Consider the following 19,647-nt stretch of genomic DNA (forward strand, 5'->3'; position numbering starts at 1 on the left):
CGACGGTCTTCCTCGCGGCGATCTTCGCCATGGCCTGCTTCGTCGGCTATTATGTCGTGTGGAGCGTGACACCCGCCCTGCACACGCCGCTGATGGCGGTGACGAACGCAATTTCGTCCGTGATCATCGTCGGCGCCCTTGTGGCTGCGGCCACGGTGGGCCTCAACTCCGACAACTGGACCTCCAAGATCCTCGGCACGGTCGCCGTCGCGCTCGCCAGCGTGAACATTTTCGGCGGCTTCCTCGTCACCCAGCGCATGCTGGCCATGTACAAGAAGAAGGGGGACTAACTCATGGACTCCTTCCAGACCACATGGGCGCCGCTGCTCTATCTCGTTGCCGGCATCCTCTTCATCCTGGCCCTGCGCGGCCTTTCCAGCCCTGCCACCAGCCGTGCGGGTAACCGTAATGGCATGATCGGCATGGCCATCGCTGTGGGCACGACGCTCGCCCTGCTCTGGGGCGATCTTGATCCCACGACCTGGGGCCTGATCCTTGGCGGCGTTGCCGTGGGCGGCGTGATCGGCGCCATCATTGCCCGCCGCATCCCGATGACCGCCATGCCGCAGCTCGTCGCCGCATTCCACAGCCTCGTCGGCCTCGCCGCCGTGCTGGTGGCCGCTGCTGCCCTCTACTCGCCGATCCAGTTCGGCATCATGGGCACCGAGGGCATTCATGTGAACTCGCTGATCGAGCTGGGTCTCGGGTCCGCCATCGGAGCGCTCACCTTCACCGGCTCGATCATCGCTTTCGCAAAGCTCAACGGCAACATGTCGGGCTCCCCGATCATGCTGCCCGCCCGCCACCTGCTGAACATCCTGATCGCTGCCGGCATTGTCGGCCTGCTGGGCTACCTGATCACCACAGGCGGTGAGGCGCAGTGGGCCTTCTGGGGCGTCACCGTGCTGGCGCTGATCCTCGGGATCACGCTGATCATCCCGATTGGCGGCGCGGACATGCCGGTCGTCGTGTCGATGCTGAACTCCTATTCGGGGTGGGCCGCTGCGGCGCTCGGTTTCACGCTCGGCAATTTCGCCCTGATCATCACCGGCGCCCTTGTCGGCTCCTCAGGTGCGATCCTGTCCTACATCATGTGCAAGGGCATGAACCGCAGTTTCATCTCGGTGATCCTCGGTGGCTTCGGCGCAGACGATTCCGCAGCAGGCGCAGGCGGCCCGGCCGTCGACCGCCCGTTCAAGAAAGGCTCGGCAGACGACGCCGCCTTCATCATGAAGAATGCCTCCAAGGTCATCATCGTGCCGGGCTACGGCATGGCTGTGGCGCAGGCCCAGCACGCCCTGAAGGAAATGGCCGAGCTGCTGAAGGAAGAAGGCGTCGAAGTGAAGTACGCCATCCACCCGGTCGCCGGCCGGATGCCGGGGCACATGAACGTGCTGCTGGCCGAAGCGCAGGTGCCTTATGACGAAGTGTTCGAGCTGGAGGATATCAACTCCGAATTCTCGACCGCGGATGTCGCCTTCGTGATTGGCGCGAACGATGTCACCAACCCGTCAGCCAAGACGGACAAGACATCGCCGATCTACGGCATGCCGGTCCTGGACGTTGAAAACGCCCGCACTGTGCTGTTCGTGAAGCGCTCCATGGGGTCTGGCTATGCTGGTGTCGACAACCCGCTCTTCTTCAACGACAACACGATGATGTTGTTGTCGGATGCCAAGAAGATGGTCGAGGACATCGTCAAGTCGCTCTAGGGCATCAGTCCTTTGGCGTAACGCCCGGATCCGTCTGCGCGTAGGCGTCTTCGAGTTCCTGCGTATTCAGGGTTTCGCGGTTGGCCGTTTCCTCGGCCGGCCGCGGCCCCTTGTCAGCGTTCAGCGTATCAGGCGCATTCGGAAACCGCTCATCGCGCGGCATCAGGACCGGGTTGTTGCCTTCGTCGATGCGTTCGCTCACGCCCTCATCCTTCGGGCGGTCCTTCTGGCCATCATCGCGCAAGACGCCGTGATTGCCTTCTGTTTCCCTGGTTGTGGGGTCCATATCGGTTGTATAGCGGGTCATGTCGGTTCTCCTTTCAGGAAACCAACGTGCAGGCCCGCGCCTCCGTTCCGATATAACCGGCGCTGTCTTCAGTCCCGCGCCAGCAGCACCCTGACACGTTCCGTCGCGGCTGCATCCGGGACGCACGCCTGAGCGCCTGCATCAACCCGCAGATGCCGCGCAAGGTCCGCCACGCTGATCCCGTCGATCTCCCGGTCCGCCGCGATCTCGGCCAGCGGCTCCATCACGAAGCGCCGCTCCAGCATGCGCGGATGCGGAAGGGTCAGCCGCGCCGTCTCCATATCCACGCCGTCCATCATCAGGATGTCGATGTCGATCTCGCGCGGCCCCCAGCGCTGGCGAGCCTGACGGCCCAGCGCCTGCTCGATACCTTTGCAGATGTCCAGCAAGCCTTCAGGCGCCAGATCCGTTTCGATCTGCACACAGATGTTCAGGAAATCGGGTTGGTCAGTTACGCCCCAGGCCCTGGAAAGGTAAACGCGGGACCGTTTGCCGAGACGAATCCCTTCCGCGCCTTCCAGCTGCGCCAGCGCGCGCGCCAGATAGTCTTCCCGGTCTCCCAGGTTTGTGCCCAGTTCCAGATACGCTTCAGCCATCGCGGCTACGGGTTACAACCACTCCGACATGATCCACGAAATGACGGATTGGGGCAGACGGCTTACGTACGGTGACTGTGACCCTTTGCACCAGCGGCTGGTCTTCCAGAATGGCAAAGGCAATCCGTTCGGCGAAAGTTTCGATGAGATTGAACACCGTCTCGCCCGACAAGCGCTCGGCCAGGTCACACAGCTCACCATAATGAACTGTCTCGGACATTTCGTCCTTGTGTGCCGCCTGCGGCATCAGCTCACAGTCCAGATCGATATAGAACTTCTGTCCCAGGGAGTTTTCAGCCTTGTGCAGACCGTGAAAGCCGTGAAGGCAGAGATTGGTAACGAATACGTGGTCGGTCATTTTGTTTTCCCGATTGCTGCAAGCATGTTGAGGGCTTCGCGGTGCTCGGCAACATCGTGCACGCGCAGGATAGAGGCGCCCCGGCTGATACTGTCCAGATTGGCGGCCAATGTTCCGATCAGGCGATCGCCGACAGGATTTCCCGTCAGGCGCCCGATAAAGGATTTGCGGGATACCCCCACCAGAACGGGGCAGCCGGTGTCGACCAGCACATCCAGATTGGCGAGTACGCCGAAATTCTGCTCATAGGTCTTCCCGAAGCCCACCCCGGGGTCGAGGATCATGTGCTCGCGCGGAATGCCATGTGCGCCGGCCAGTTCGAAACTGTCCTGGAAGAACGCCGCCATATCATTGCGCAGATCGATGGCCGCATCCGCTTCACCCCGATTGTAAGTCACCACAATCAGGCTGTGGGTCTCTGCTACGGTGCGGGCCATGTCCGGGTCACGGGTCATGCCCCAGACGTCATTGATGACCACAGCGCCCGCCTCAGCTGCCTGGCGCGCGACAGAGGCCTTGTATGTGTCGATCGACAGCGGCAACGCGCCTGAGCCTGCCAGAGAGGCGATCGTGCCCGAGACGCGCCGCCACTCCTCGCTTGCCTCGACCTCTTCGCCGCCGGGACGGGTCGATTCCCCGCCGATGTCGATGATGTCGGCGCCATCGAGGCGCATCTGCTCGGCATGCTGGATCGCGTCCGCAAGGCCGTAATGCTCACCGCCGTCGGAAAAGGAATCGGGCGTCACGTTGAGGATGCCCATCAACAGGCCGCGCCCTTCGGAAAGCCGGTGTAGGAAGTCTTCCCTGACGGTATTTCGAACAGCGCTGTCCATATCGGCCTCTTACGACCAAACAACGCGGATACCAACCCGGTCTCGTGCAGCTAATCCGGGGCATATCGAAGCTTTGTCGCAGACCGATACCAGCGCTATGCTGGCGCGCACGATAACCATGCGAAGGGAGACTGAGAGGAAGAGATGGTGTGCCCTGCAGGTTTCGAACCTGCGACCTACTGATTAAAAGTCAGTTGCTCTACCAGCTGAGCTAAGGGCACGCCAGAGCGGCCCATTTAGAGAAGGGTTCGAGGCGGGTCAACACCCGCCTGCACTCAATCTCCACAAGTCGCCACATTTATCCGCTCAAACTGAAATCATGCGATATTCCAACATCCTCTTTCCCGTCCTTCTGCTGGCTGCCGCCTGCGCCAGCAGCCCCGAACCTGCCCCTAGGGAAAACCCGGCTGGCTCCGACGGCGTGGTCCAGAACACCGAAACCGCAGCAGGCAGCGCCTATACGCAGACGAAAAACGGCCTTCCCGGCGCCGCCATGTCTCCATTGGAAGACCTGAACCTCAAACGGGACCCCATTCCCCCCATCCTGCAGGACATCAAAAGCCCCTATGACGTGCCCGAAGACATCAGCTGTTCGGAAATCACGTTGATTCTGGCGGAACTGGACGCCGCCCTCGGCCCGGACTGGGATACCGAGAACCCGGATGAAAGACTGCGCACCGAAAAGCTGGCCGACGAGGCGTCGGATGCCGCGCTCGACACGATCTCCTCCACCGCCAGCAGCCTGATTCCCTTCCGCAGCCTCGTGCGGCGCGCAACGGGCGCCTATGCCTATCAGAAGAAATACAACCGGGCCTACAAGCTCGGCGCCCAGCGGCGGGCCTATCTCAAAGGCGTCGGCCTGGCCCGCGGCTGTCCACCGCCGGCCCGCCCCAATCCAGAGGCCCCCGAACCGGACAAGGCGGTCTTTAAGGGCGATACGCCGAACTAGCTGGCCGTGTCCTCTCCAGTCCGTGGCTTGGACTTCGTGGAGGCCCAGGCCTCACTGAGATGCGCTCTCAGCGCCTCGAACCGGCCTTCGGCGATCGACGCCCGGATCTCCTGCATCAGGGCCTGGAAGAAGGCCGTGTTGTGCCACGACAGCAGCATCGGCCCCAGATACTCCCCGGCGCGGAACAGGTGGTGGTAATAAGCGCGGGGATAGTCGCGGCTGGCCGGGCAGTCGACCGCCTCGTCCAGCGGTGAGAGATCTTCTGCGAACCGCGCATTCTTCACATTGACCGGCCCGGCCCAGGTCCAGGCCTGACCGTGGCGGCCGGAGCGCGTCGGCAGCACGCAATCGAACATGTCGATGCCGCGCGCAACACTCTCCACCAGGTCAATCGGCTTGCCGACGCCCATCACATAGCGCGGCACAGCGTCGGGCAGATGCGGCACGGTCATGTCGATCGTCGCGCACATCTGTTCATGCCCCTCACCCACCGCGAGGCCACCCAGCGCGATGCCGCCGAAGCCCTGACTGACGACGCCCTTCGCAGAGCGCTCGCGCAGGTCGGCAAAGTTCGAGCCCTGAATGATGCCGAACAGCGTTTGCGTGTCGCGCTCCCCGAACGCGTCGAGGCTCCGCTCGCCCCAGCGCAGGGACAGCTCAAGGCTCTCTTCGGCCTCCTCGTGCGTGCACGGAAAGTTCGTGCATTCGTCCAGCTGCATGGAAATGTCGGCGCCCAGCAGGTCTGCCTGAATTTCGATGCTGCGCGCCGGGTCCAGCCGGTGGGTCGAGCCGTCAATGTGACTCTGAAACGTCACGCCATCGGCGTCCATCTTGCGCAGCTGGGCAAGGCTCCACACCTGGAAGCCCCCGCTGTCGGTCAGCATCGGGCCGTCCCAGTGCGCGAATTTGTGCAACCCGCCGAGACGGTTCACGCGCTCGGCGCCGGGACGCAGCATCAGGTGATAGGTGTTGCCGAGGATGATGTCCGCCCCGGCGCCCTTCACCTGATCCATATAGAGCGCTTTCACCGTGCCAGCCGTGCCCACAGGCATGAAGGCCGGCGTGCGGATGTCACCGCGCGGCGTTTTCAGCACGCCCGTGCGCGCCTTGCCCTCGCGGGCATTGATCTCAAACGGAAAGGTCGTCATTCGCGGCGTATAGGCGAGCTTTGCCGCCCGGCAAAGCCCACCCGCTCACCGGCAGCTCAGCGCTTCGCAATCACCAGCGACTGCACTGCCCGGCCGAACGGCCCGTGCTGGTCCGACAGTTCCCCGAAGCCCAGCCCGCGGCCGTCCGGGCTGATCCAGGAATTGGCCTCCAGCTTGATCCACTCGCCCACAGGCTCGCGTGCGAAATGCAGCGTCAGGTCGGCGTTGATGTAGGTCCACACGTCAAAGTCGAGCGTCGACCCGAACCCGTTGCAATAGTCACCCGTCGCCGCCGCCCGCATCAGCGGCGTCGTCTCCTGACTGTCGAGGAAAGGCCGCTTGATGTGGAACCAGACCGCCTTGCGCGAGACGGCCGCCGGGTCTTCCGTGCGCATCTCCACCGCCGTGTTGAAGCCCACCGCACGCGGGAAGCCGATGGGGGTTTCCGGGATGGTGCCCGCCACTTCCGGCATCGCGGAAGCTTCCGGCAGCTCCAGCTCGGCTTTGCGGATTTTCAGCCCAGAGGCCCGCACAACCTGTTTGCCATTGGCAGACAGGATCACTTCCGAGGTCTGAATGTTGCGGCCTTCGCGGGTGATGTTCACATCGATGTCCAGGTGCCCCACCGGCACAGGGCGCTGCAAGTCGATCGTGAGACGGGTCACCGACATCGGCACCTCGCTCGGCAAATTCTGGACGATGCTCGCGATCAGTCCGGACGGCGCGCCACCATGCAGCATGCGCGGATCCCAGGGGCCTGCGCCATGTTCTGTTGCGATTGCGGAATCACTCTTGCGGTAAAAATAGGGGTCCAATGCTTCTTCCTTCAAAATCGGCCGCATCCAGACCGGCCGGTTGTTGACGCCTGCACCGGAACGGCACCTGCCGTTGGGGCGGTCAACTCATCTGATGGGGATAAAAGACAGGCGAGCACGCAATCATGCGCGCTCGCCTTATCACTCGATCAGCCCGGCTTGTGTGCGGGCGGTCAGGCCGCCTCAGGCAAACGTTGCGTTGCGGCGGATATTCGTCGTCTTGGCCTGACAGAATTCCAGCAGACCATGTTCGCCGCCTTCGCTGCCGATGCCGGACTGTTTAGCCCCGCCAAACGATGCATGCGGCGACAGGTGCTGGGTCTCGTTGATCCAGACCGTGCCGGTTTCAAGCTGGTCGGCAATCTCCTGCGCCTTGGCCAGGTCGGCACTCCAGACAGACGCGCCGAGGCCATAGATCGTGTCATTGGCGCGGGTCACAACCTCGTCCAGATTGTCGAACGACATCAGCGGCAGGACCGGGCCGAATTGTTCCTCCTGCACGATCCGCGCGTCTTCCGGCGGATTGTCGAGGATGGTGACCGGCACGAAATAGCCAGGCGCCGAGGACGCTTCACCACCGATCAGGAACTTGTAGCCCTTGTCCTTGGAATCCTGGATCAGGTCCAGCACGCGCTGATACTGCGCCTTGTTCTGGATCGGACCGATCTGCGTGCCCTGCTGGGAGCCATCGCCCACCTTCACGGTCTTGGCATATTCGACCAGCGCGGCCTTCAGCGGCTCATAAATGTCCTTGTGCACATACATGCGCTTTGTGGCGATACAGATTTGCCCGGTGTTCTGGAACGCCGCCCAGAACAGCTCCTGCGCGACGGCTTCGACATTTACGTCCGGCATCACGATGGCGGCATCATTGCCGCCAAGTTCCAGCGTGACCTTCTTCAGTTCCTTCGAGGCGCCTTCCATCACCTTGCGACCCGTCTGGGTCGATCCGGTGAAGCTGATCTTGTCGATGCCGGAATGGCCGGTCAACCAGGGGCCGAGCCGGTCGTCGCCCGACACGACGTTCAGCACGCCAGCCGGCACCACATCACGGATCAGTTCCACAAGGCGCAGCGTCGTCAGCGGCGTCGTCGGGGCCGGCTTCAGCACGATCGTGTTGCCGGCCAGCAAGGCCGGCGCCAGCTTGAAGGCGGCCAGAATGATCGGGAAGTTCCACGGAACGATCGCGGCGACAACGCCGATCGGCTCGTAGCGGGTAACGGTGTAGCGTTCCTCATCGTCCTGCGAGACGACTTCCGGGATATCGAGCTTGGCCGTTTCGGCAAACCAGTGCGCCCCGCCAAGCACGTCGCCCATGGCCTGCTCGAACGGCTTGCCCTGCTCCTGTGTCAGAAGGCGTGCAAGTTCCTCGCCGTGCTGGCCGATGACGCCGGCAATCGCCAGCATGACTTCCTTACGCTTCTCAATCGGCGTCTTGCGCCAGGCCGGCAGCGCGGCACGGGCGGCCGCGACCGCTTCGTCCAGTTCCGCCTGCGTGCAGTTGGGCGCTTCGGCAAAAACCTCAGCCGTAGCCGGGTTTTCGACACCGAATTTTTCGGCGCCGGTGACGGCTTTCCCGTTGATTGTCATCGTGAATTTCGTGTCGGCACTCATGGCGCTGGCCTCCCATTTTTGTTTTGTGCATTTCCTCTGGCGCAACTCTAGCAGGTTCAGACTTCTGGAACAGCGCGAAAACAATGCCGCGCCAACCTCCCGCTGCGTCAACCGGCACGTGGGGATAGGGATCGGCAAATCCCCCACCCGTTCCTTGTCAGCCTGGCCGTTTCGCAGACTATGTTCGGACGCCCGCCCTGCTGTGACCGCTGCGTGTCCGGGCACCGGGCAAGCGTCTTCGCGTTTTCCGGGATGACAATTGGGAAGCCATCTCAATCCGACAGGGCCGCCTGCCCCTCATCCTTCCGTGCATGCATCCTGACCTTCAACGCTACTTTACCCATGTCTGGCCGCTGTTCTGGCCGTAGCTGGTGTGGAACCTGGTGCGCGTCGCCCGCTGGCACACGCGCACCGGGCGGGAGGCGCTGATGGCGGTCGATTGCTTTGGCAATATAAGGCTGGTCTTCGTGGCTGACGCCCCGCCGCCCGATGATCTCTATACATATGAAGCGCCGCGCCTCGCGGCATGGGAGCATCCTGCCTGTCGCAGCGATGTGCCGGTTTGCGTGTCTGAAACGCAAGTCCGTCATGATCCGGTTAAGTCCGGTATAGTCATCTATAGTCATGACATAGTCCGGTATGATCATGGGCTGCACGTGCGTGGTCCACCCTAGCGGGGGCTTTGTGCGCCGCCATCATCCTTCGACTTCGCTCAGGATGAGTTCAGTACTCAGGCGCCACAAATACCGGACTCATGCTGAGCGAAGTCGAAGCATGCGCCACACAGAACCAAACTTCCCACCAGATGGCCCCCGCCAGTCCGGCTACAGGTGCTGGCTCAGGCCTCGACCGAGTAAACCTTCCGCGCCGTACCCGCGAACATCGCTGCTTTAGCCTCTTCCGGATACTTCGCCGCAATCTTCTTCATCGCGTTCCAGTAGACCACATAATTGAGAGACCAACGGTCGACCGGGAAATTGCTCTCGAACATGCAGCGCTCTGGCCCGAAACATTTGATCATGTGATCATACCAGCGCTCATGCTGCTCCACGACCTCATCCGACGTCGGAGGAGTCTCGCGTGTGTCCCAGCCGAAGCCATTGTCCGGCATGGCCAGTCCGCCGATCTTGGCATGAACATTCGGGCATTCGGCAATCGCCGCCATCTCATCCTTCCAGGCTTCAAAGATTTCATCCCGCTTGCCTTCATAAGGGCCAACGCCAATCGGCGTGCCGAAATGGTCAAGGATCATGGTCGTGTCCGGGCAGGCTTTCGCGAGGTCCAGATAGTCCTGGTTCTGGTGGTGATAGTGCCAGGTGTCATAGGTGAAGCCGCGCTCCCCCAGATGCTGCACACCGCGCCGGAAATCCGGCTCAGCATAAAGGCGCGGCGGGGCATGACCGGGAATCCGAAGCGTCGCGCCACTCGCATCACGGGAACCGGCATGGCGGATTCCGCGGAACAGGCCGTTCGACGCATCGACATGGCCATCCAGGACTTCATCAAGCTGCGCCAGCGGCAACCGCAGATCAGCATGCGCCACCAGCGCCGCAATATAAGGCCCGCCCTTTGCTTTCATCTGCGCCGCAGAGTCCGTCACGAACACCGTCTCGCCAATCGGCTTCAGATGATCCGGCCCATCCTTGCGGTAGGCGGCGCCGCATTCCATGAACACGGTCTGGACGACATTATGCCCGCTGGTCAGGTCCGCCAGAAGGTCCGGCACCTGATAGCCCATATCCTCGCTCGGCCAGAGATGGTGGTGCGGATCGACGATCTCCCGCTCCGGCTCCAGGATGTCTTCCCGAACCTGCCACACCCAATCGGTATTGTTGAAAACCATGCGCCTGCCTCCCTGTTTCTTTTAAGAGGCAGAGTGACGCCGAAAAACAAAGAAGGCCAGCACCGGGCTGGCCTCACCTCGCGTCAGTCGGGTTGCAGATCAGAAGGTGATTTCGGCGCCGGTCAGTTCCGGCAGCTGCAGGATGATGATCAGGTCGCGCATCTCCTGACGGGCGGCGACATGGCTCATCGTGAAGGAGACATTGGAGCCCTTCTCCGTCAGGTCGAGCAGCGTCAGACCGGCCGGGAAGAGTTCGCGATAGATCACGCGCTCGGACAGGCCGGGCGCAAGGCGGAAGCCGATCCGCTTGGACAGATTGTCGAGCGCCTCGCCGACGCGTTCCTTGTTCCGCGCGGCCAGCGGCGACATGCGGTTACGCATCACGATCCAGTCGATCGGACGGCGCGACGTCTGCGCCTTCTTCTTGCGGCAGGACCAGACCATTTCGGAATAAAAGCTCGGCCGGATCACTTCCAGCGTCTGCGGGTTCACATCGCCCAGCAGATCGAAATCGACGAAACTGTCGTTCAGCGGCGTGATCAGCGTATCGGCATGCATGTGGGCAGACCGCGACAGGAATGTGTCGCCACCCGGCGAGTCGATGATGATGAAATCGCAGGTCTTCTTCAGACGCTGCAGGCTGGAAACCAGCCGGTGGGTTTCTTCCGCTTCAGCCCGGTCGAGATCACGCTCGGTCGACGCATCAACGCGCACGATTTCCGGCATCGGCAGACGCGAACCGGTGGACTGCATCCAGCGCAGGCGGTTCTCGAGATAGCGGGTCAGCGATCGCTGGCGGACATCAAGGTCGATCACACCGACCGCCTTGCCCATCCGCATCAGGGACACGCAAAGGTGCATCGAGACGGTCGACTTGCCGGCCCCGCCCTTCTCGTTGCCAACGACAATGACGCGGGCGTCCTTCTGGGGGACCGACAAGTCCGGGCCACCCACGAGTGCGGTAGGCGCGAATCCATCAGCCATTTCAGAATGCTCCAAGTTCAGTCAGTTAAAGTCAGCAGCAAAAAATCAGGCGACGCGCGGCATGTCCTGCGACGCATCCCAAGCCGGGCGGCTTCCAGGCATTTCGTCGAACAAGTCTTCGTCTTCTGCCAGGATACCGAACTGTGCAGGCATTGGCTCTCCGTCGAACAGCAGGTCGTCGGACATGATCGGGCCAAACGCCGCTTCTGTGGGAAGCTCTTCGGTTTGCGGAACGTGCATGGAAATCTGCGTCAGCAGGGAGCGCAGGCCAGACAGGGCACCGGAGACACGGGCCGTTTCGCGCGCATACAGCGTTGCCGATTCCGTGACAGGGTTGCCGTCTCGGTCGAACATCCATTCGTCGATGTCCATCTCCGGATTGAAGTGCCGCATACGCGGCTCCGGAGCGCCCTCACCGGGAAGACGCGAGTCGCTGGCGGACATGCGGAACGCTGCCGTCAGCACGAAGGATTTGAGAGAAGAAAGGATGCGCTGTGTCATGGCTTTAAAATTCCTCCGAACAGGTTAACAACGCGTTTACACAATCCGGAGCCGGGACGAATTGAAAGTGAATTCGAAGACAGGTGACCTTACCCCCACCGTACGTACGAGACGTGAGCTACTGCAACAGGTTACGGCCTGGAAGCAGGCTGGCGAACGGGTGGGATTTGTCCCCACAATGGGGGCACTGCATGGCGGACATTTGTCCCTCATTGAAAAGGCAAAAGAAAAAGCCACGCGAATCGTCGCGAGCATTTTCGTGAATCCGACTCAGTTCGCCCCAGGGGAGGATTTCGACACCTACCCAAGGGATGAAGGCGCCGATCTGGCGAAGCTCGCCTCGGCGGGCTGCGATCTCGCCTATCTTCCGACGGTCGGGGAAATGTATCCCGAAGGCTCCGTCACGAATGTGCGGGTCGAGGAATTGTCCGACCTGCTGGACGGCATCTACCGGCCGCATTTCTTTTACGGCGTTTCCACAGTCGTCGCGCGCCTGTTCCTGCATGTTCAGCCGGATGTCGCCGTGTTTGGCGAGAAGGACTACCAGCAGCTGCAGATCATCCGCCGCATGGTACAGGATTTGGGCTTTCCCGTTGAAATCATTGGCGCTTCCACTGCGCGGGATGCCGACGGGCTCGCGCAATCGTCCCGGAACCTTTACCTGAAGCCCGAGGAACGGCGGAATGCCGGCGCCATGCAGGCGGCGCTTCACCGGGCGTCCGTCAGACTGGCGACCGGCGAATCGCCCTCGATCGCCCTGAATGAAGCGAGGGATCTGCTGGCGCGGTCAGGATTCGAAAAGATCGATTATGTGTCGCTGGTAGACCCGGCCACGCTTAAGGACCTGCCGGATACACCGCTGGCGACCGGGACTGTTGCCCGCCTGCTCGGTGCAGCCTGGATGGGCCGCACGCGCCTCATCGACAATATCAGCGTGACGCGGTGAAGGATTCGAGCAGGCTGAGGACCGTCTCATTATCCTCAGCCGAGCCAATCGAAATACGCAGACGGCTCGGCAGGCCATAGCCCCCGACGGCGCGGACCAGCACGTTGTTCTGCTTCAGGTATTCATTCGCAGCTGCCGCCCGTTCGGGTGAGCCGAAATCCGGAATCACGAAGTTCGCCATGGATTTGGGCGTTGGCAGGCCCATCGCGTTCAACCGGTCCACATAGATCGCGCGCCACTCCGCATTGTGCCGGCGGCTCGTCTCGATGAACTCCGTGTCGCCAATGCTGGCGATTCCGGCGGCGACGGCAAATGCGTTGATATTGAACGGCGGCCGGATGCGCTGGAACGTGGCCGCGATTTCTGCCGGGAAGTATCCCCAACCAAGCCGCAGCGCCGCCAGGCCATAAATCTTGGAGAATGTGCGGATCATCACCGTGTTGGCCCGCCGGTCGACGAGGTCGCGGATCGCCGCCTCGTATGTCTCACCGACATATTCGGCATAAGCGCCATCGATCACGAACAGGACATGCGGCGGAAGCGCATCCTGAAGACGCGCAAGGTCCTCAACCTCCATAATCGTGCCCGTCGGATTGTTTGGGTTCGCGAGGAAAAGAATCCGCGTCCGCTCGCTCACGCCGCCCAATACGGCATTGAAACCAGCGGTCAGGTCGGTTTCCGGCACGGTGACCGGCGTGGCGCCATGGCCAAGCGCCGACACCTGATACATCGAGAAGGCATGTTCCGTGAACAGAACTTCATCACCCGGTCCCGCATAGGCTTGTGTCAGAAGGTGGATGATCTCATCCGATCCGGCTGACACCGCCACGCGGGAGACATCCTTGATGCCCTTGGCGTCAGCAATCGCCTGGCGAAGCGCGCCATAATTCGGATCCGGATAGACATGAACCTGCCGGGCCACATCCTGCATCGCTTCAATCGCCCTTGGGCTCGGCCCGAAGGGGTTTTCGTTCGAGGCCAGCATGACAACCCGGTCTTCGCTGCCATGCAGCTTGCCGCCCGGGACATAGGGTTTGGTCTTCTCGATGTGCGGGAGGGGGCGAATGCTGGTCATGCGGGCGACTTACAATAGGTACGGGACGGTGGAAACAGAAATTGCGTCAGCTCATCCGTGAGGCGGCGCGGTCGAATCCCGCGGAACCATTCGGTAGTCAAGCAAGTGACGGCGCGGCGTGTCGCTCGGCGCAGAAATTTCCTCCAGCAGCAGGCCGACAGCTTCTGAGGCCAGCTCCCGGCTTGGCTGGTAAATCGTTGTCAGCGACGGGCTGATCGTGGCCGCCAGAGGCGTATCGTCGAATCCCGCCACCGACAATTCCTGCGGGATCTGGATGCGCCGGCGATAACAGGCCGCGATCACGCCGGCAGCCATATCGTCATTGGATGCGAAGATGGCCGTAGGCCGTTCCGGCAGATCCAGCATTTGCTCCGCCGCAGCGATACCGGAATCGAAGGTAAAGTCCCCTTTCGCCACGAGGCCGGGATCGTATGGAATGCCCTCGGCCTCCAGTGCGTCCTTGTAGCCCTGGAACCGCGTGCTTGCCTGATCATGGGTCACCGCGCCCCGGATAAAGCCGATCTGACTGTGACCGAGGCCGATCAGGTATTCGGTCATCTCCCGGGATGCGGCCCGGTCGTCCATGGCAACGTCACGTCCCGGATCATCGGATTTCGACGGAGCGATCCGAACAAACGGCACGTGGTGTTCGCGTAACTGCTCGATCAGTCCCAGGTCATCGGATAGCGGCGGCGTCAGGATCGCACCTGCCAGCCTGTTTTCCGAGCGCAACGCCAGCACCGCGCGTTTATTGGTGGAGCAATCCTCCATGATCAGGCTGTAGCCCTCGGTCTGGCAACGCTGCAGCGCGCCCAGGTGCACTTCGCCGACATAATTGCGCGACGGGTTGGCATAAAGCAGGCAGATGATCCGGCTCTGCCGCGCCCGCAGGTTCCGTGCATTGTGGTTGGTCCGGTAATCGAGCGCCTTGACCGCGCTCATGACACGCTCCCGGGTCTGCTCACGGACATTCGTCTCCCCGTTCAGGACGCGGCTGACCGTCTTGAAGGAAACACCCGCCTCGCGGGCAACATCAATGATCGTGGCCGGTCTGGGGCCAGCATGTCTGCGGGGCATAATGTGCTTGCGTCAACGTTGTTTTGTCCAGTGGACAGAACTAAAGGCGAAACGCCTTATGTCCAACGGGCATTTCTCCGCCAGATCGCCGAAAATAGCGTATCGGGCGAAATTTTCGCAGCCGAGTGCAGAAATTACCGTTTCAGAAGCCCGTCAGCGCCGGCGCACCGTGCCACGCTCCACAATCGAAACATCCAGCACGATATTGTGTTCCGCGTTACGGTCCTCACCGGTCCCAAGAAACTTGGCCAGGAGGTCCACAGCCTGATATCCCATTTCGGCAATGGGCTGCCGCACCGTTGTCAGCTGTGGCCACATGGCGCTGGCGATGGCCGTGTCGTCAAAGCCGACGATAGACACATCGTCCGGAACGCGCATTCCGCATCGCTGCGCGGCGGCGATCACTCCGGCAGCCATGTCATCATTGCTCGCGAACACGGCTGTCGGTGGATCGTCCAGGCTGAAGAACTTGTCACCCGCGACCATGCCGCTCCGGTATGTGTAATCTCCCTGCGCAAACAGGGCGTCATTCATTTCCAGGCCGCTTCGTGCCATCGCATGGGTGAATCCCATGTGCCGGCGTCTCGCAGACGAATGCGCGGTTGGCCCGGCAACAAATGCGATCCGCTGATGCCCTCTGTCTATCAGATATTGCGTGACCAGATCAGCTGCTTCAACGTCGTCGATGGCAACGCTGACGCCATCCTGCGGCGTCTCCCGCGGCGCGATGAGGACCGGCGCCAGACCAGCTGCTCTCAACCGAGCAAGAACAAACTCGTCTTCGCTGACCGGTGGCATCACGATCATTCCATCCAGACCCGCGCTGCCGAGACGCTCAATGAGGGCGTCGATGTCTTTCTCGTTCGAGGAGGCCGAAAAGTCCTCGATCACCAAATGGTGGCCAACTTCACGGCAGCGATTCAAGGCCCCAACCAGGAGTTCACCGAGATAGTTGTTGCTGGGATTGTCGAAGATCAGTCCAATGAACAATGACTTGCCGCCCGCGAGGCTTCGCGCCATCAGGTTCGGTCGGTAATTGAGGGCCTGAATGGCCCGATCCACGCGCTCACGCGTGGACGTCTTGACCGATTCCCGGCGGTTCAGGACACGCGACACCGTCATCTGTGACACGCCCGCCATTTCAGCGACTTCACGGATCGTCGCGTGTTGCTTTTTCCCTGTCTGGGGCAGCGGTTGTGTCACTCAGTCATCTCTTCAAGTTCGAGCCCGTTTGTCTCGCGCACAAAATTCATGACGAAGAAGACAGAGATCAGGGCACAGACGGCATAGAAGAGATAGGCACCGGTCAGTCCGATCCACGCGATGCTCAGCATGATCGGGAACGTGACCGTGATGGCGAAGTTCGCGATCCACTGGAAGAACCCGGAAACCGCAAGCCCTGCCCCGCGCACCTGATTGGGGAACATTTCTCCCAGCGCCACCCACATGACCGGGCCCCAGGATGAATTGAAAAAGACCACATAGGCGTTCGCTGCGAGCAAGGCGATGAGCCCATAGCTGCCCGGCAGACCGACCTTCCCGTCGATCATCACGGCCTGCGAGAAACAAAGCGCTACGATGCCCAACGTCACGGTCATACCGATCGATCCCACCAAAAGGAGCGGCTTGCGTCCGATCCTGTCGATCAGGGCCAGCGCGATGAAAACGGCGATGATGGATACCGCGCCGGATATCACATTGGTCAACAGCGCGTCGCTTTCCGAAAAGCCAACCGCCTGCCAGAGAACCGCGCCGTAATAGAAGATGATATTGATGCCGACGAGTTGCTGGAACGTCGCGAGACCGATACCGACCCAGACGATTGGTTTGAACACCGTGCCACGGCCGAACGCATCGCTGATCGACGGTTTCTGGTCATGGGTCAGCGACTGTCTGATCTCGGCGACCTTTCGTTTGGCGGAATGGTCGCTCGACAGGAGGGTGAGGACCGCCTCGGCCTGGTCAACGGCGCCCCTTGCGACGAGGAAACGGGGGCTCTCGGGAATGCCCAGAAGCGCCAGCAGGAAAATGAAGGCGGGGATCAGTTCCATCCAGAACATCCAGCGCCAGGCTTCGAACCCAAAGGCCCACTTGTTAAGAGCCGAGCCGGTCGCCTTGGCGATGAAATAGTTCGACAGAAACGCCACAAAGAGGCCGGCGATGATCGCAACCTGCTGAATCGTGGCGAGGCGTCCACGATGCTTCGACGGGGCGACCTCCGAAATATACGCAGGCGACATGACGCTTGCAGCCCCGACGGCCAGGCCACCAATGATGCGGTAAAGCACGAACTCGGCCGACGATTGCGCAATGCCGGAACCGAAGGCCGAAATGACGAAGAAGGCTGCGGCCACCAGCATCATGGTGCGGCGGCCGAATTTGTCTGACAGCGTCCCGGCCAATGCGGCGCCGGCCGCGCACCCGAGCAGCATGGACGCCACATTGAAGCCCGTGCCAATGCTTTGGGAATTGAAGGCCACCCTCAGCCCGTCCACCGTTCCATTGATGACCCCTGAGTCGAAGCCGAACAGGAAGCCCCCGATCGTTGCGACGGCGGTGATGAGGACGACCTGGGCCATCTGTGTGTCAGGGTGTGCCGTTTCTGGCGGTGTGGCGGCGTCGCTCATCGCGCACGGTCCTCCCTCTTGGTGACGCTGCGGGCCCGCGACCCGTCATGTCTACCAACGCAGACAACAACGGTTTGCGTAAAAGCCCAACAGACATACGCGTACTGGTCTTATCAACGCTGACAGAAGCTGTCAGCGTCCGACGGGTCCGCGTTAGAGGGAGAGACTATTTCTGGGTGGCGCAGGTCTGGTTGTAGGCTTCAAAGTCCGCGTTCAGGGCTGTGACAGCTTCCTGAAGTCCAAGCTCCATGCGCAACAAGTCCGCTTTCGCCGCCTCATAGTCCGCCTTGGCAGCATCTGCGGTCTTCGCATGTTTCCTGGAGGCATTGCGCATGACTTCGACATCGTCCCAGGCTTCGCCTTTTGTTTCTACGATTTCAGCCTGCTCATCGCGCGCGTCTTTCAGCTTCGCGATTTCTTTCTGCTTCGGCTTGAACGTGGCTGACATCGCCTGACACCGGGCAAGTTCCTTGGCCGACGACGCCGCATCTGCAGAAGCAACGGGCGCGGCAAGGGCAAAGATGGCAGCAAGTATCAGTCGGCTCATAAACAGTCCTTTCTCACCAGTGGTCTGCAATATGAGGATTGTCATCTGAAGCCTTACTGAACGTTACTGCCCTGAAATTGCCCAATTTGCCGGCCGCGATCACGGCTTGGTTGTCCCCTGCCCGCTTCTGCGGCGGCGGTTCTTGTTGGTGACATCGATGATGTGGAAGACGGCGGCGAAGTCCTCCAGCAATTCCCGCAATCGGCTGGGACTGTCGAGCGGGGTGAACATGCTGCCGGGCTCAAACAGGTTGCCTCCCTGCAGCGTGATATACAGCTCACCGCCATCGAAGCAGCACTTCAGTTTCCCGCCGTGGAATGTCTGCTCCAGGTTCACAAGTTCCTGCATCAGATCCGGTGTCAGCAGGTAGCGGGATTCCACCTGATCGGTTGTGTAGACCTCGAAGATTTTCTCGAACTCAGGATCTTCCAGCGACGCTCGCTGCATGCCGTTGCCGCCGCCGAACCGGTTGAAGAACCCTGCATCCCGGGTGACGAGTGTCCGGCCGTAAAATGTCTTGTCGAAGTGAAAACGCAGGCATTGCCCACGGAAAACGGTAACCCATCGCGTCGTGGTCCGGCCCTTGGAATCGGTGGACCGGCGCTTTTCTTCCAGATGCGCCTCAAAGAGTTCGAACTCGACATTATCGCGCGCCCCCGTCAGCCGGTCTTCATAGCTGGCGCGGTCCCAGCCAGGCACGATACCAACATTCTTGTGCTCGTAGATCGAGGCGACCTCGCCCGGCTCAGGCTGGAATGTCAGGTCCAGCTTGCGCACGACAGGCTGGACGAGCAGCTCCTTGGCCTCCTTGCCAAAACGCTTGAGGTCCTGGCCGCCCCACGTCACCAGACCGAACCCGACAAGGACACCGAGGAAAGGCCCGAACACGGACTTGAATCCGATAAAGCCGACCAGCGCGATGGCCACGCCCAGACCGATCCCGATGTAGCGGTACTTCCGCGCCTTGCTGACGGCCTTTTCCCGGTCATGTTCGCGCGCCTGAAGGGCGGGCCGGATCTCGTTCTGGTATACGCCGGCAAAACCAGAAAATTCTTCCTGCAGGCCATTCATGGCCTCCAGGATCGCCGGATCAATCTCAGGCTGGTCTGTCATGTAAGTGTCCCGCGAACTTGAAATTATTACTTAAAACCGGTTCGCGCGTCCCGCCAAGGCGATCAGAGTTTCAGCCGCAGAAGGTATTCAAGATCGCGGTGCCGGCCGACCGGAAACAGGAATTCCGCCACTTTTTCCCAGCCTAGCCGGTCGTAGAGACGCTGGGCATCCAGATTGCCGGAATAGACGCTGAGATACATCTCCGGCGCGCTCCGTTCCCGCGCCCAGGCAAGCGCCTCGTCGATGAAGCGTGAACCGGTTCCGCGCCCCTGCAGGCGGCCATCGACGTAGACCCGCTTCAGCTCCAGCGCGCCCGGTTCGGGATCAGGCGCCGGCAGGCTGAGCGGGCTGCAAAGCAGGTAGGCGACGATGTCCCCGCCATCCGCCTCGCACACCCGGACCAGCACGTCCGGATCTGCGATCCAGTCCCGGTAGAGATCCGGATTGTGCGACTCCTCCAGAAACGCAGCGAGGTCGTCCGGATTGTAGAGATGCCCGAACTTGTCCGTGAACGTCTTGCGCGCGAGCGCCGTCAACGCGGCGACGTCGTCTGGTACAGCGTCACGGAACAGGAGGCTTTGCGGCGTTTCAAAACTCATGAA

Annotated in this window: 22 protein-coding genes and 1 tRNA gene; 5 read left to right on the forward strand and 18 right to left on the reverse strand. The window is 61.3% G+C overall.

Annotation, left to right across the window (positions count from 1 at the left end):
- The first annotated feature begins 29 nt into the window (after window positions 1-29).
- Together HAD_RS13940 and HAD_RS13945 are read left to right on the forward strand one after the other, a co-directional pair.
- Window positions 30-290, forward strand: coding sequence for a proton-translocating transhydrogenase family protein (locus tag HAD_RS13940; RefSeq protein ID WP_051596333.1), 261 nt, complete (start codon window positions 30-32; stop codon window positions 288-290).
- A 3-nt stretch (window positions 291-293) separates the two neighbouring features.
- The gene (locus HAD_RS13945) at window positions 294-1,712 is read left to right on the forward strand and encodes an NAD(P)(+) transhydrogenase (Re/Si-specific) subunit beta (RefSeq protein WP_035572680.1); all 1,419 of its coding nucleotides are present in this window, start codon (window positions 294-296) and stop codon (window positions 1,710-1,712) included.
- 4 nt (window positions 1,713-1,716) lie between these two features.
- Here the strand turns inward: HAD_RS13945 and HAD_RS13950 are convergent, their stop codons facing one another.
- From HAD_RS13950 to HAD_RS13970, 5 genes are all read right to left on the reverse strand, one after another.
- Window positions 1,717-2,019: a hypothetical protein gene (locus HAD_RS13950; protein WP_035572682.1), complete on the reverse strand. Its 303-nt coding sequence runs from the start codon at window positions 2,017-2,019 to the stop codon at window positions 1,717-1,719.
- 68 nt (window positions 2,020-2,087) lie between these two features.
- Window positions 2,088-2,615: a 2-amino-4-hydroxy-6-hydroxymethyldihydropteridine diphosphokinase gene (gene folK / locus HAD_RS13955; protein WP_084331979.1), complete on the reverse strand. Its 528-nt coding sequence runs from the start codon at window positions 2,613-2,615 to the stop codon at window positions 2,088-2,090.
- Window positions 2,608-2,973: a dihydroneopterin aldolase gene (gene folB / locus HAD_RS13960; RefSeq protein WP_035572683.1), complete on the reverse strand. Its 366-nt coding sequence runs from the start codon at window positions 2,971-2,973 to the stop codon at window positions 2,608-2,610. The genes folK and folB overlap by 8 nt, the downstream gene beginning before the upstream one ends.
- Window positions 2,970-3,806: a dihydropteroate synthase gene (folP, locus tag HAD_RS13965; RefSeq protein ID WP_035572686.1), complete on the reverse strand. Its 837-nt coding sequence runs from the start codon at window positions 3,804-3,806 to the stop codon at window positions 2,970-2,972. Before folP ends, folB begins: the two co-directional genes overlap by 4 nt.
- A gap of 145 nt (window positions 3,807-3,951) precedes the next feature.
- A tRNA-Lys gene (locus HAD_RS13970) sits at window positions 3,952-4,027 on the reverse strand.
- 98 nt (window positions 4,028-4,125) lie between these two features.
- On the opposite strand from HAD_RS13970, the gene HAD_RS13975 reads away from it, so the two are divergent.
- On the forward strand, window positions 4,126-4,755 hold the full coding sequence (locus HAD_RS13975; RefSeq protein WP_035572687.1) for a hypothetical protein: 630 nt from the start codon (window positions 4,126-4,128) through the stop codon (window positions 4,753-4,755).
- On the opposite strand, the gene tgt is transcribed toward HAD_RS13975, so the two are convergent.
- From tgt to HAD_RS13990, 3 genes are all read right to left on the reverse strand, one after another.
- On the reverse strand, window positions 4,752-5,903 hold the full coding sequence (tgt, locus tag HAD_RS13980; protein WP_035572690.1) for a tRNA guanosine(34) transglycosylase Tgt: 1,152 nt from the start codon (window positions 5,901-5,903) through the stop codon (window positions 4,752-4,754). The genes HAD_RS13975 and tgt overlap by 4 nt on opposite strands.
- Before the next feature lie 56 nt (window positions 5,904-5,959).
- Window positions 5,960-6,718, reverse strand: a complete 759-nt coding sequence (locus tag HAD_RS13985; RefSeq protein ID WP_035572958.1) for a thioesterase family protein — start codon at window positions 6,716-6,718, stop codon at window positions 5,960-5,962.
- Between the two features lie 183 nt (window positions 6,719-6,901).
- Entirely contained in the window at window positions 6,902-8,332 is a 1,431-nt protein-coding gene (locus tag HAD_RS13990; RefSeq protein WP_035572692.1) for an aldehyde dehydrogenase family protein, read from the reverse strand.
- Between the two features lie 371 nt (window positions 8,333-8,703).
- On the opposite strand from HAD_RS13990, the gene HAD_RS18620 reads away from it, so the two are divergent.
- Window positions 8,704-9,006, forward strand: a complete 303-nt coding sequence (locus HAD_RS18620) for a hypothetical protein (protein WP_156942292.1) — start codon at window positions 8,704-8,706, stop codon at window positions 9,004-9,006.
- A gap of 164 nt (window positions 9,007-9,170) precedes the next feature.
- Here the strand turns inward: HAD_RS18620 and HAD_RS14000 are convergent, their stop codons facing one another.
- The 3 genes from HAD_RS14000 to HAD_RS14010 form a co-directional block, all read right to left on the reverse strand.
- Window positions 9,171-10,175 (reverse strand): amidohydrolase family protein, encoded by a 1,005-nt coding sequence (locus HAD_RS14000; protein ID WP_035572695.1) that lies wholly within the window; start codon window positions 10,173-10,175, stop codon window positions 9,171-9,173.
- 99 nt (window positions 10,176-10,274) lie between these two features.
- Window positions 10,275-11,159, reverse strand: a complete 885-nt coding sequence (locus tag HAD_RS14005; protein WP_051596319.1) for a division plane positioning ATPase MipZ — start codon at window positions 11,157-11,159, stop codon at window positions 10,275-10,277.
- Window positions 11,160-11,204: 45 nt separating this feature from the next.
- A complete protein-coding gene (locus HAD_RS14010; protein WP_035572696.1) occupies window positions 11,205-11,660 on the reverse strand; it encodes a hypothetical protein in 456 nt (151 codons plus the stop codon).
- Between the two features lie 67 nt (window positions 11,661-11,727).
- On the opposite strand from HAD_RS14010, the gene panC reads away from it, so the two are divergent.
- Window positions 11,728-12,606 carry a pantoate--beta-alanine ligase gene (gene panC, locus HAD_RS14015; RefSeq protein ID WP_035572959.1) on the forward strand — a complete coding sequence of 293 codons (879 nt, stop codon included), beginning with the start codon at window positions 11,728-11,730 and terminating at the stop codon, window positions 12,604-12,606.
- On the opposite strand, the gene hisC is transcribed toward panC, so the two are convergent.
- The 7 genes from hisC to HAD_RS14050 all read right to left on the reverse strand — a co-directional run bounded on the left by hisC (window position 12,590) and on the right by HAD_RS14050 (window position 19,644).
- The gene (hisC, locus tag HAD_RS14020) at window positions 12,590-13,681 is read right to left on the reverse strand and encodes a histidinol-phosphate transaminase (RefSeq protein ID WP_035572698.1); all 1,092 of its coding nucleotides are present in this window, start codon (window positions 13,679-13,681) and stop codon (window positions 12,590-12,592) included. The two genes, panC and hisC, sit on opposite strands and share 17 nt — an antisense overlap.
- A 51-nt stretch (window positions 13,682-13,732) precedes the next feature.
- Window positions 13,733-14,758: a LacI family DNA-binding transcriptional regulator gene (locus HAD_RS14025; RefSeq protein WP_035572699.1), complete on the reverse strand. Its 1,026-nt coding sequence runs from the start codon at window positions 14,756-14,758 to the stop codon at window positions 13,733-13,735.
- Between the two features lie 153 nt (window positions 14,759-14,911).
- Window positions 14,912-15,961, reverse strand: coding sequence for a LacI family DNA-binding transcriptional regulator (locus tag HAD_RS14030; protein WP_051596320.1), 1,050 nt, complete (start codon window positions 15,959-15,961; stop codon window positions 14,912-14,914).
- Window positions 15,958-17,385 carry a sugar porter family MFS transporter gene (locus tag HAD_RS14035; RefSeq protein WP_051596321.1) on the reverse strand — a complete coding sequence of 476 codons (1,428 nt, stop codon included), beginning with the start codon at window positions 17,383-17,385 and terminating at the stop codon, window positions 15,958-15,960. The genes HAD_RS14030 and HAD_RS14035 overlap by 4 nt, the downstream gene beginning before the upstream one ends.
- A 166-nt stretch (window positions 17,386-17,551) precedes the next feature.
- On the reverse strand, window positions 17,552-17,932 hold the full coding sequence (locus HAD_RS14040; protein WP_035572701.1) for a hypothetical protein: 381 nt from the start codon (window positions 17,930-17,932) through the stop codon (window positions 17,552-17,554).
- Window positions 17,933-18,031: 99 nt separating this feature from the next.
- Window positions 18,032-19,045 (reverse strand): DUF3137 domain-containing protein, encoded by a 1,014-nt coding sequence (locus HAD_RS14045; RefSeq protein ID WP_035572702.1) that lies wholly within the window; start codon window positions 19,043-19,045, stop codon window positions 18,032-18,034.
- Between the two features lie 62 nt (window positions 19,046-19,107).
- Window positions 19,108-19,644 carry a GNAT family N-acetyltransferase gene (locus tag HAD_RS14050; RefSeq protein WP_035572707.1) on the reverse strand — a complete coding sequence of 179 codons (537 nt, stop codon included), beginning with the start codon at window positions 19,642-19,644 and terminating at the stop codon, window positions 19,108-19,110.
- Between the last annotated feature and the right edge of the window lie 3 nt (window positions 19,645-19,647).

Source organism: Hyphomonas adhaerens MHS-3, from assembly GCF_000685235.1.
Taxonomy (GTDB): Bacteria; Pseudomonadota; Alphaproteobacteria; order Caulobacterales; family Hyphomonadaceae; genus Hyphomonas; species Hyphomonas adhaerens.

What these genes read in the sequence shown, in the direction of transcription:
- HAD_RS13940 (WP_051596333.1), top strand. Translation starts at nt 30, where the DNA reads ATGGCCTGCTTCGTCGGCTATTATGTCGTGTGGAGCGTGACACCCGCC.
- HAD_RS13945 (WP_035572680.1), top strand. Translation starts at nt 294, where the DNA reads ATGGACTCCTTCCAGACCACATGGGCGCCGCTGCTCTATCTCGTTGCC.
- HAD_RS13950 (WP_035572682.1), bottom strand. Translation starts at nt 2,019, where the DNA reads ATGACCCGCTATACAACCGATATGGACCCCACAACCAGGGAAACAGAA.
- folK (WP_084331979.1), bottom strand. Translation starts at nt 2,615, where the DNA reads ATGGCTGAAGCGTATCTGGAACTGGGCACAAACCTGGGAGACCGGGAA.
- folB (WP_035572683.1), bottom strand. Translation starts at nt 2,973, where the DNA reads ATGACCGACCACGTATTCGTTACCAATCTCTGCCTTCACGGCTTTCAC.
- folP (WP_035572686.1), bottom strand. Translation starts at nt 3,806, where the DNA reads ATGGACAGCGCTGTTCGAAATACCGTCAGGGAAGACTTCCTACACCGG.
- HAD_RS13975 (WP_035572687.1), top strand. Translation starts at nt 4,126, where the DNA reads ATGCGATATTCCAACATCCTCTTTCCCGTCCTTCTGCTGGCTGCCGCC.
- tgt (WP_035572690.1), bottom strand. Translation starts at nt 5,903, where the DNA reads ATGACGACCTTTCCGTTTGAGATCAATGCCCGCGAGGGCAAGGCGCGC.
- HAD_RS13990 (WP_035572692.1), bottom strand. Translation starts at nt 8,332, where the DNA reads ATGAGTGCCGACACGAAATTCACGATGACAATCAACGGGAAAGCCGTC.
- HAD_RS14000 (WP_035572695.1), bottom strand. Translation starts at nt 10,175, where the DNA reads ATGGTTTTCAACAATACCGATTGGGTGTGGCAGGTTCGGGAAGACATC.
- HAD_RS14005 (WP_051596319.1), bottom strand. Translation starts at nt 11,159, where the DNA reads ATGGCTGATGGATTCGCGCCTACCGCACTCGTGGGTGGCCCGGACTTG.
- HAD_RS14010 (WP_035572696.1), bottom strand. Translation starts at nt 11,660, where the DNA reads ATGACACAGCGCATCCTTTCTTCTCTCAAATCCTTCGTGCTGACGGCA.
- hisC (WP_035572698.1), bottom strand. Translation starts at nt 13,681, where the DNA reads ATGACCAGCATTCGCCCCCTCCCGCACATCGAGAAGACCAAACCCTAT.
- HAD_RS14025 (WP_035572699.1), bottom strand. Translation starts at nt 14,758, where the DNA reads ATGCCCCGCAGACATGCTGGCCCCAGACCGGCCACGATCATTGATGTT.
- HAD_RS14035 (WP_051596321.1), bottom strand. Translation starts at nt 17,385, where the DNA reads ATGAGCGACGCCGCCACACCGCCAGAAACGGCACACCCTGACACACAG.
- HAD_RS14040 (WP_035572701.1), bottom strand. Translation starts at nt 17,932, where the DNA reads ATGAGCCGACTGATACTTGCTGCCATCTTTGCCCTTGCCGCGCCCGTT.
- HAD_RS14045 (WP_035572702.1), bottom strand. Translation starts at nt 19,045, where the DNA reads ATGACAGACCAGCCTGAGATTGATCCGGCGATCCTGGAGGCCATGAAT.
- HAD_RS14050 (WP_035572707.1), bottom strand. Translation starts at nt 19,644, where the DNA reads ATGAGTTTTGAAACGCCGCAAAGCCTCCTGTTCCGTGACGCTGTACCA.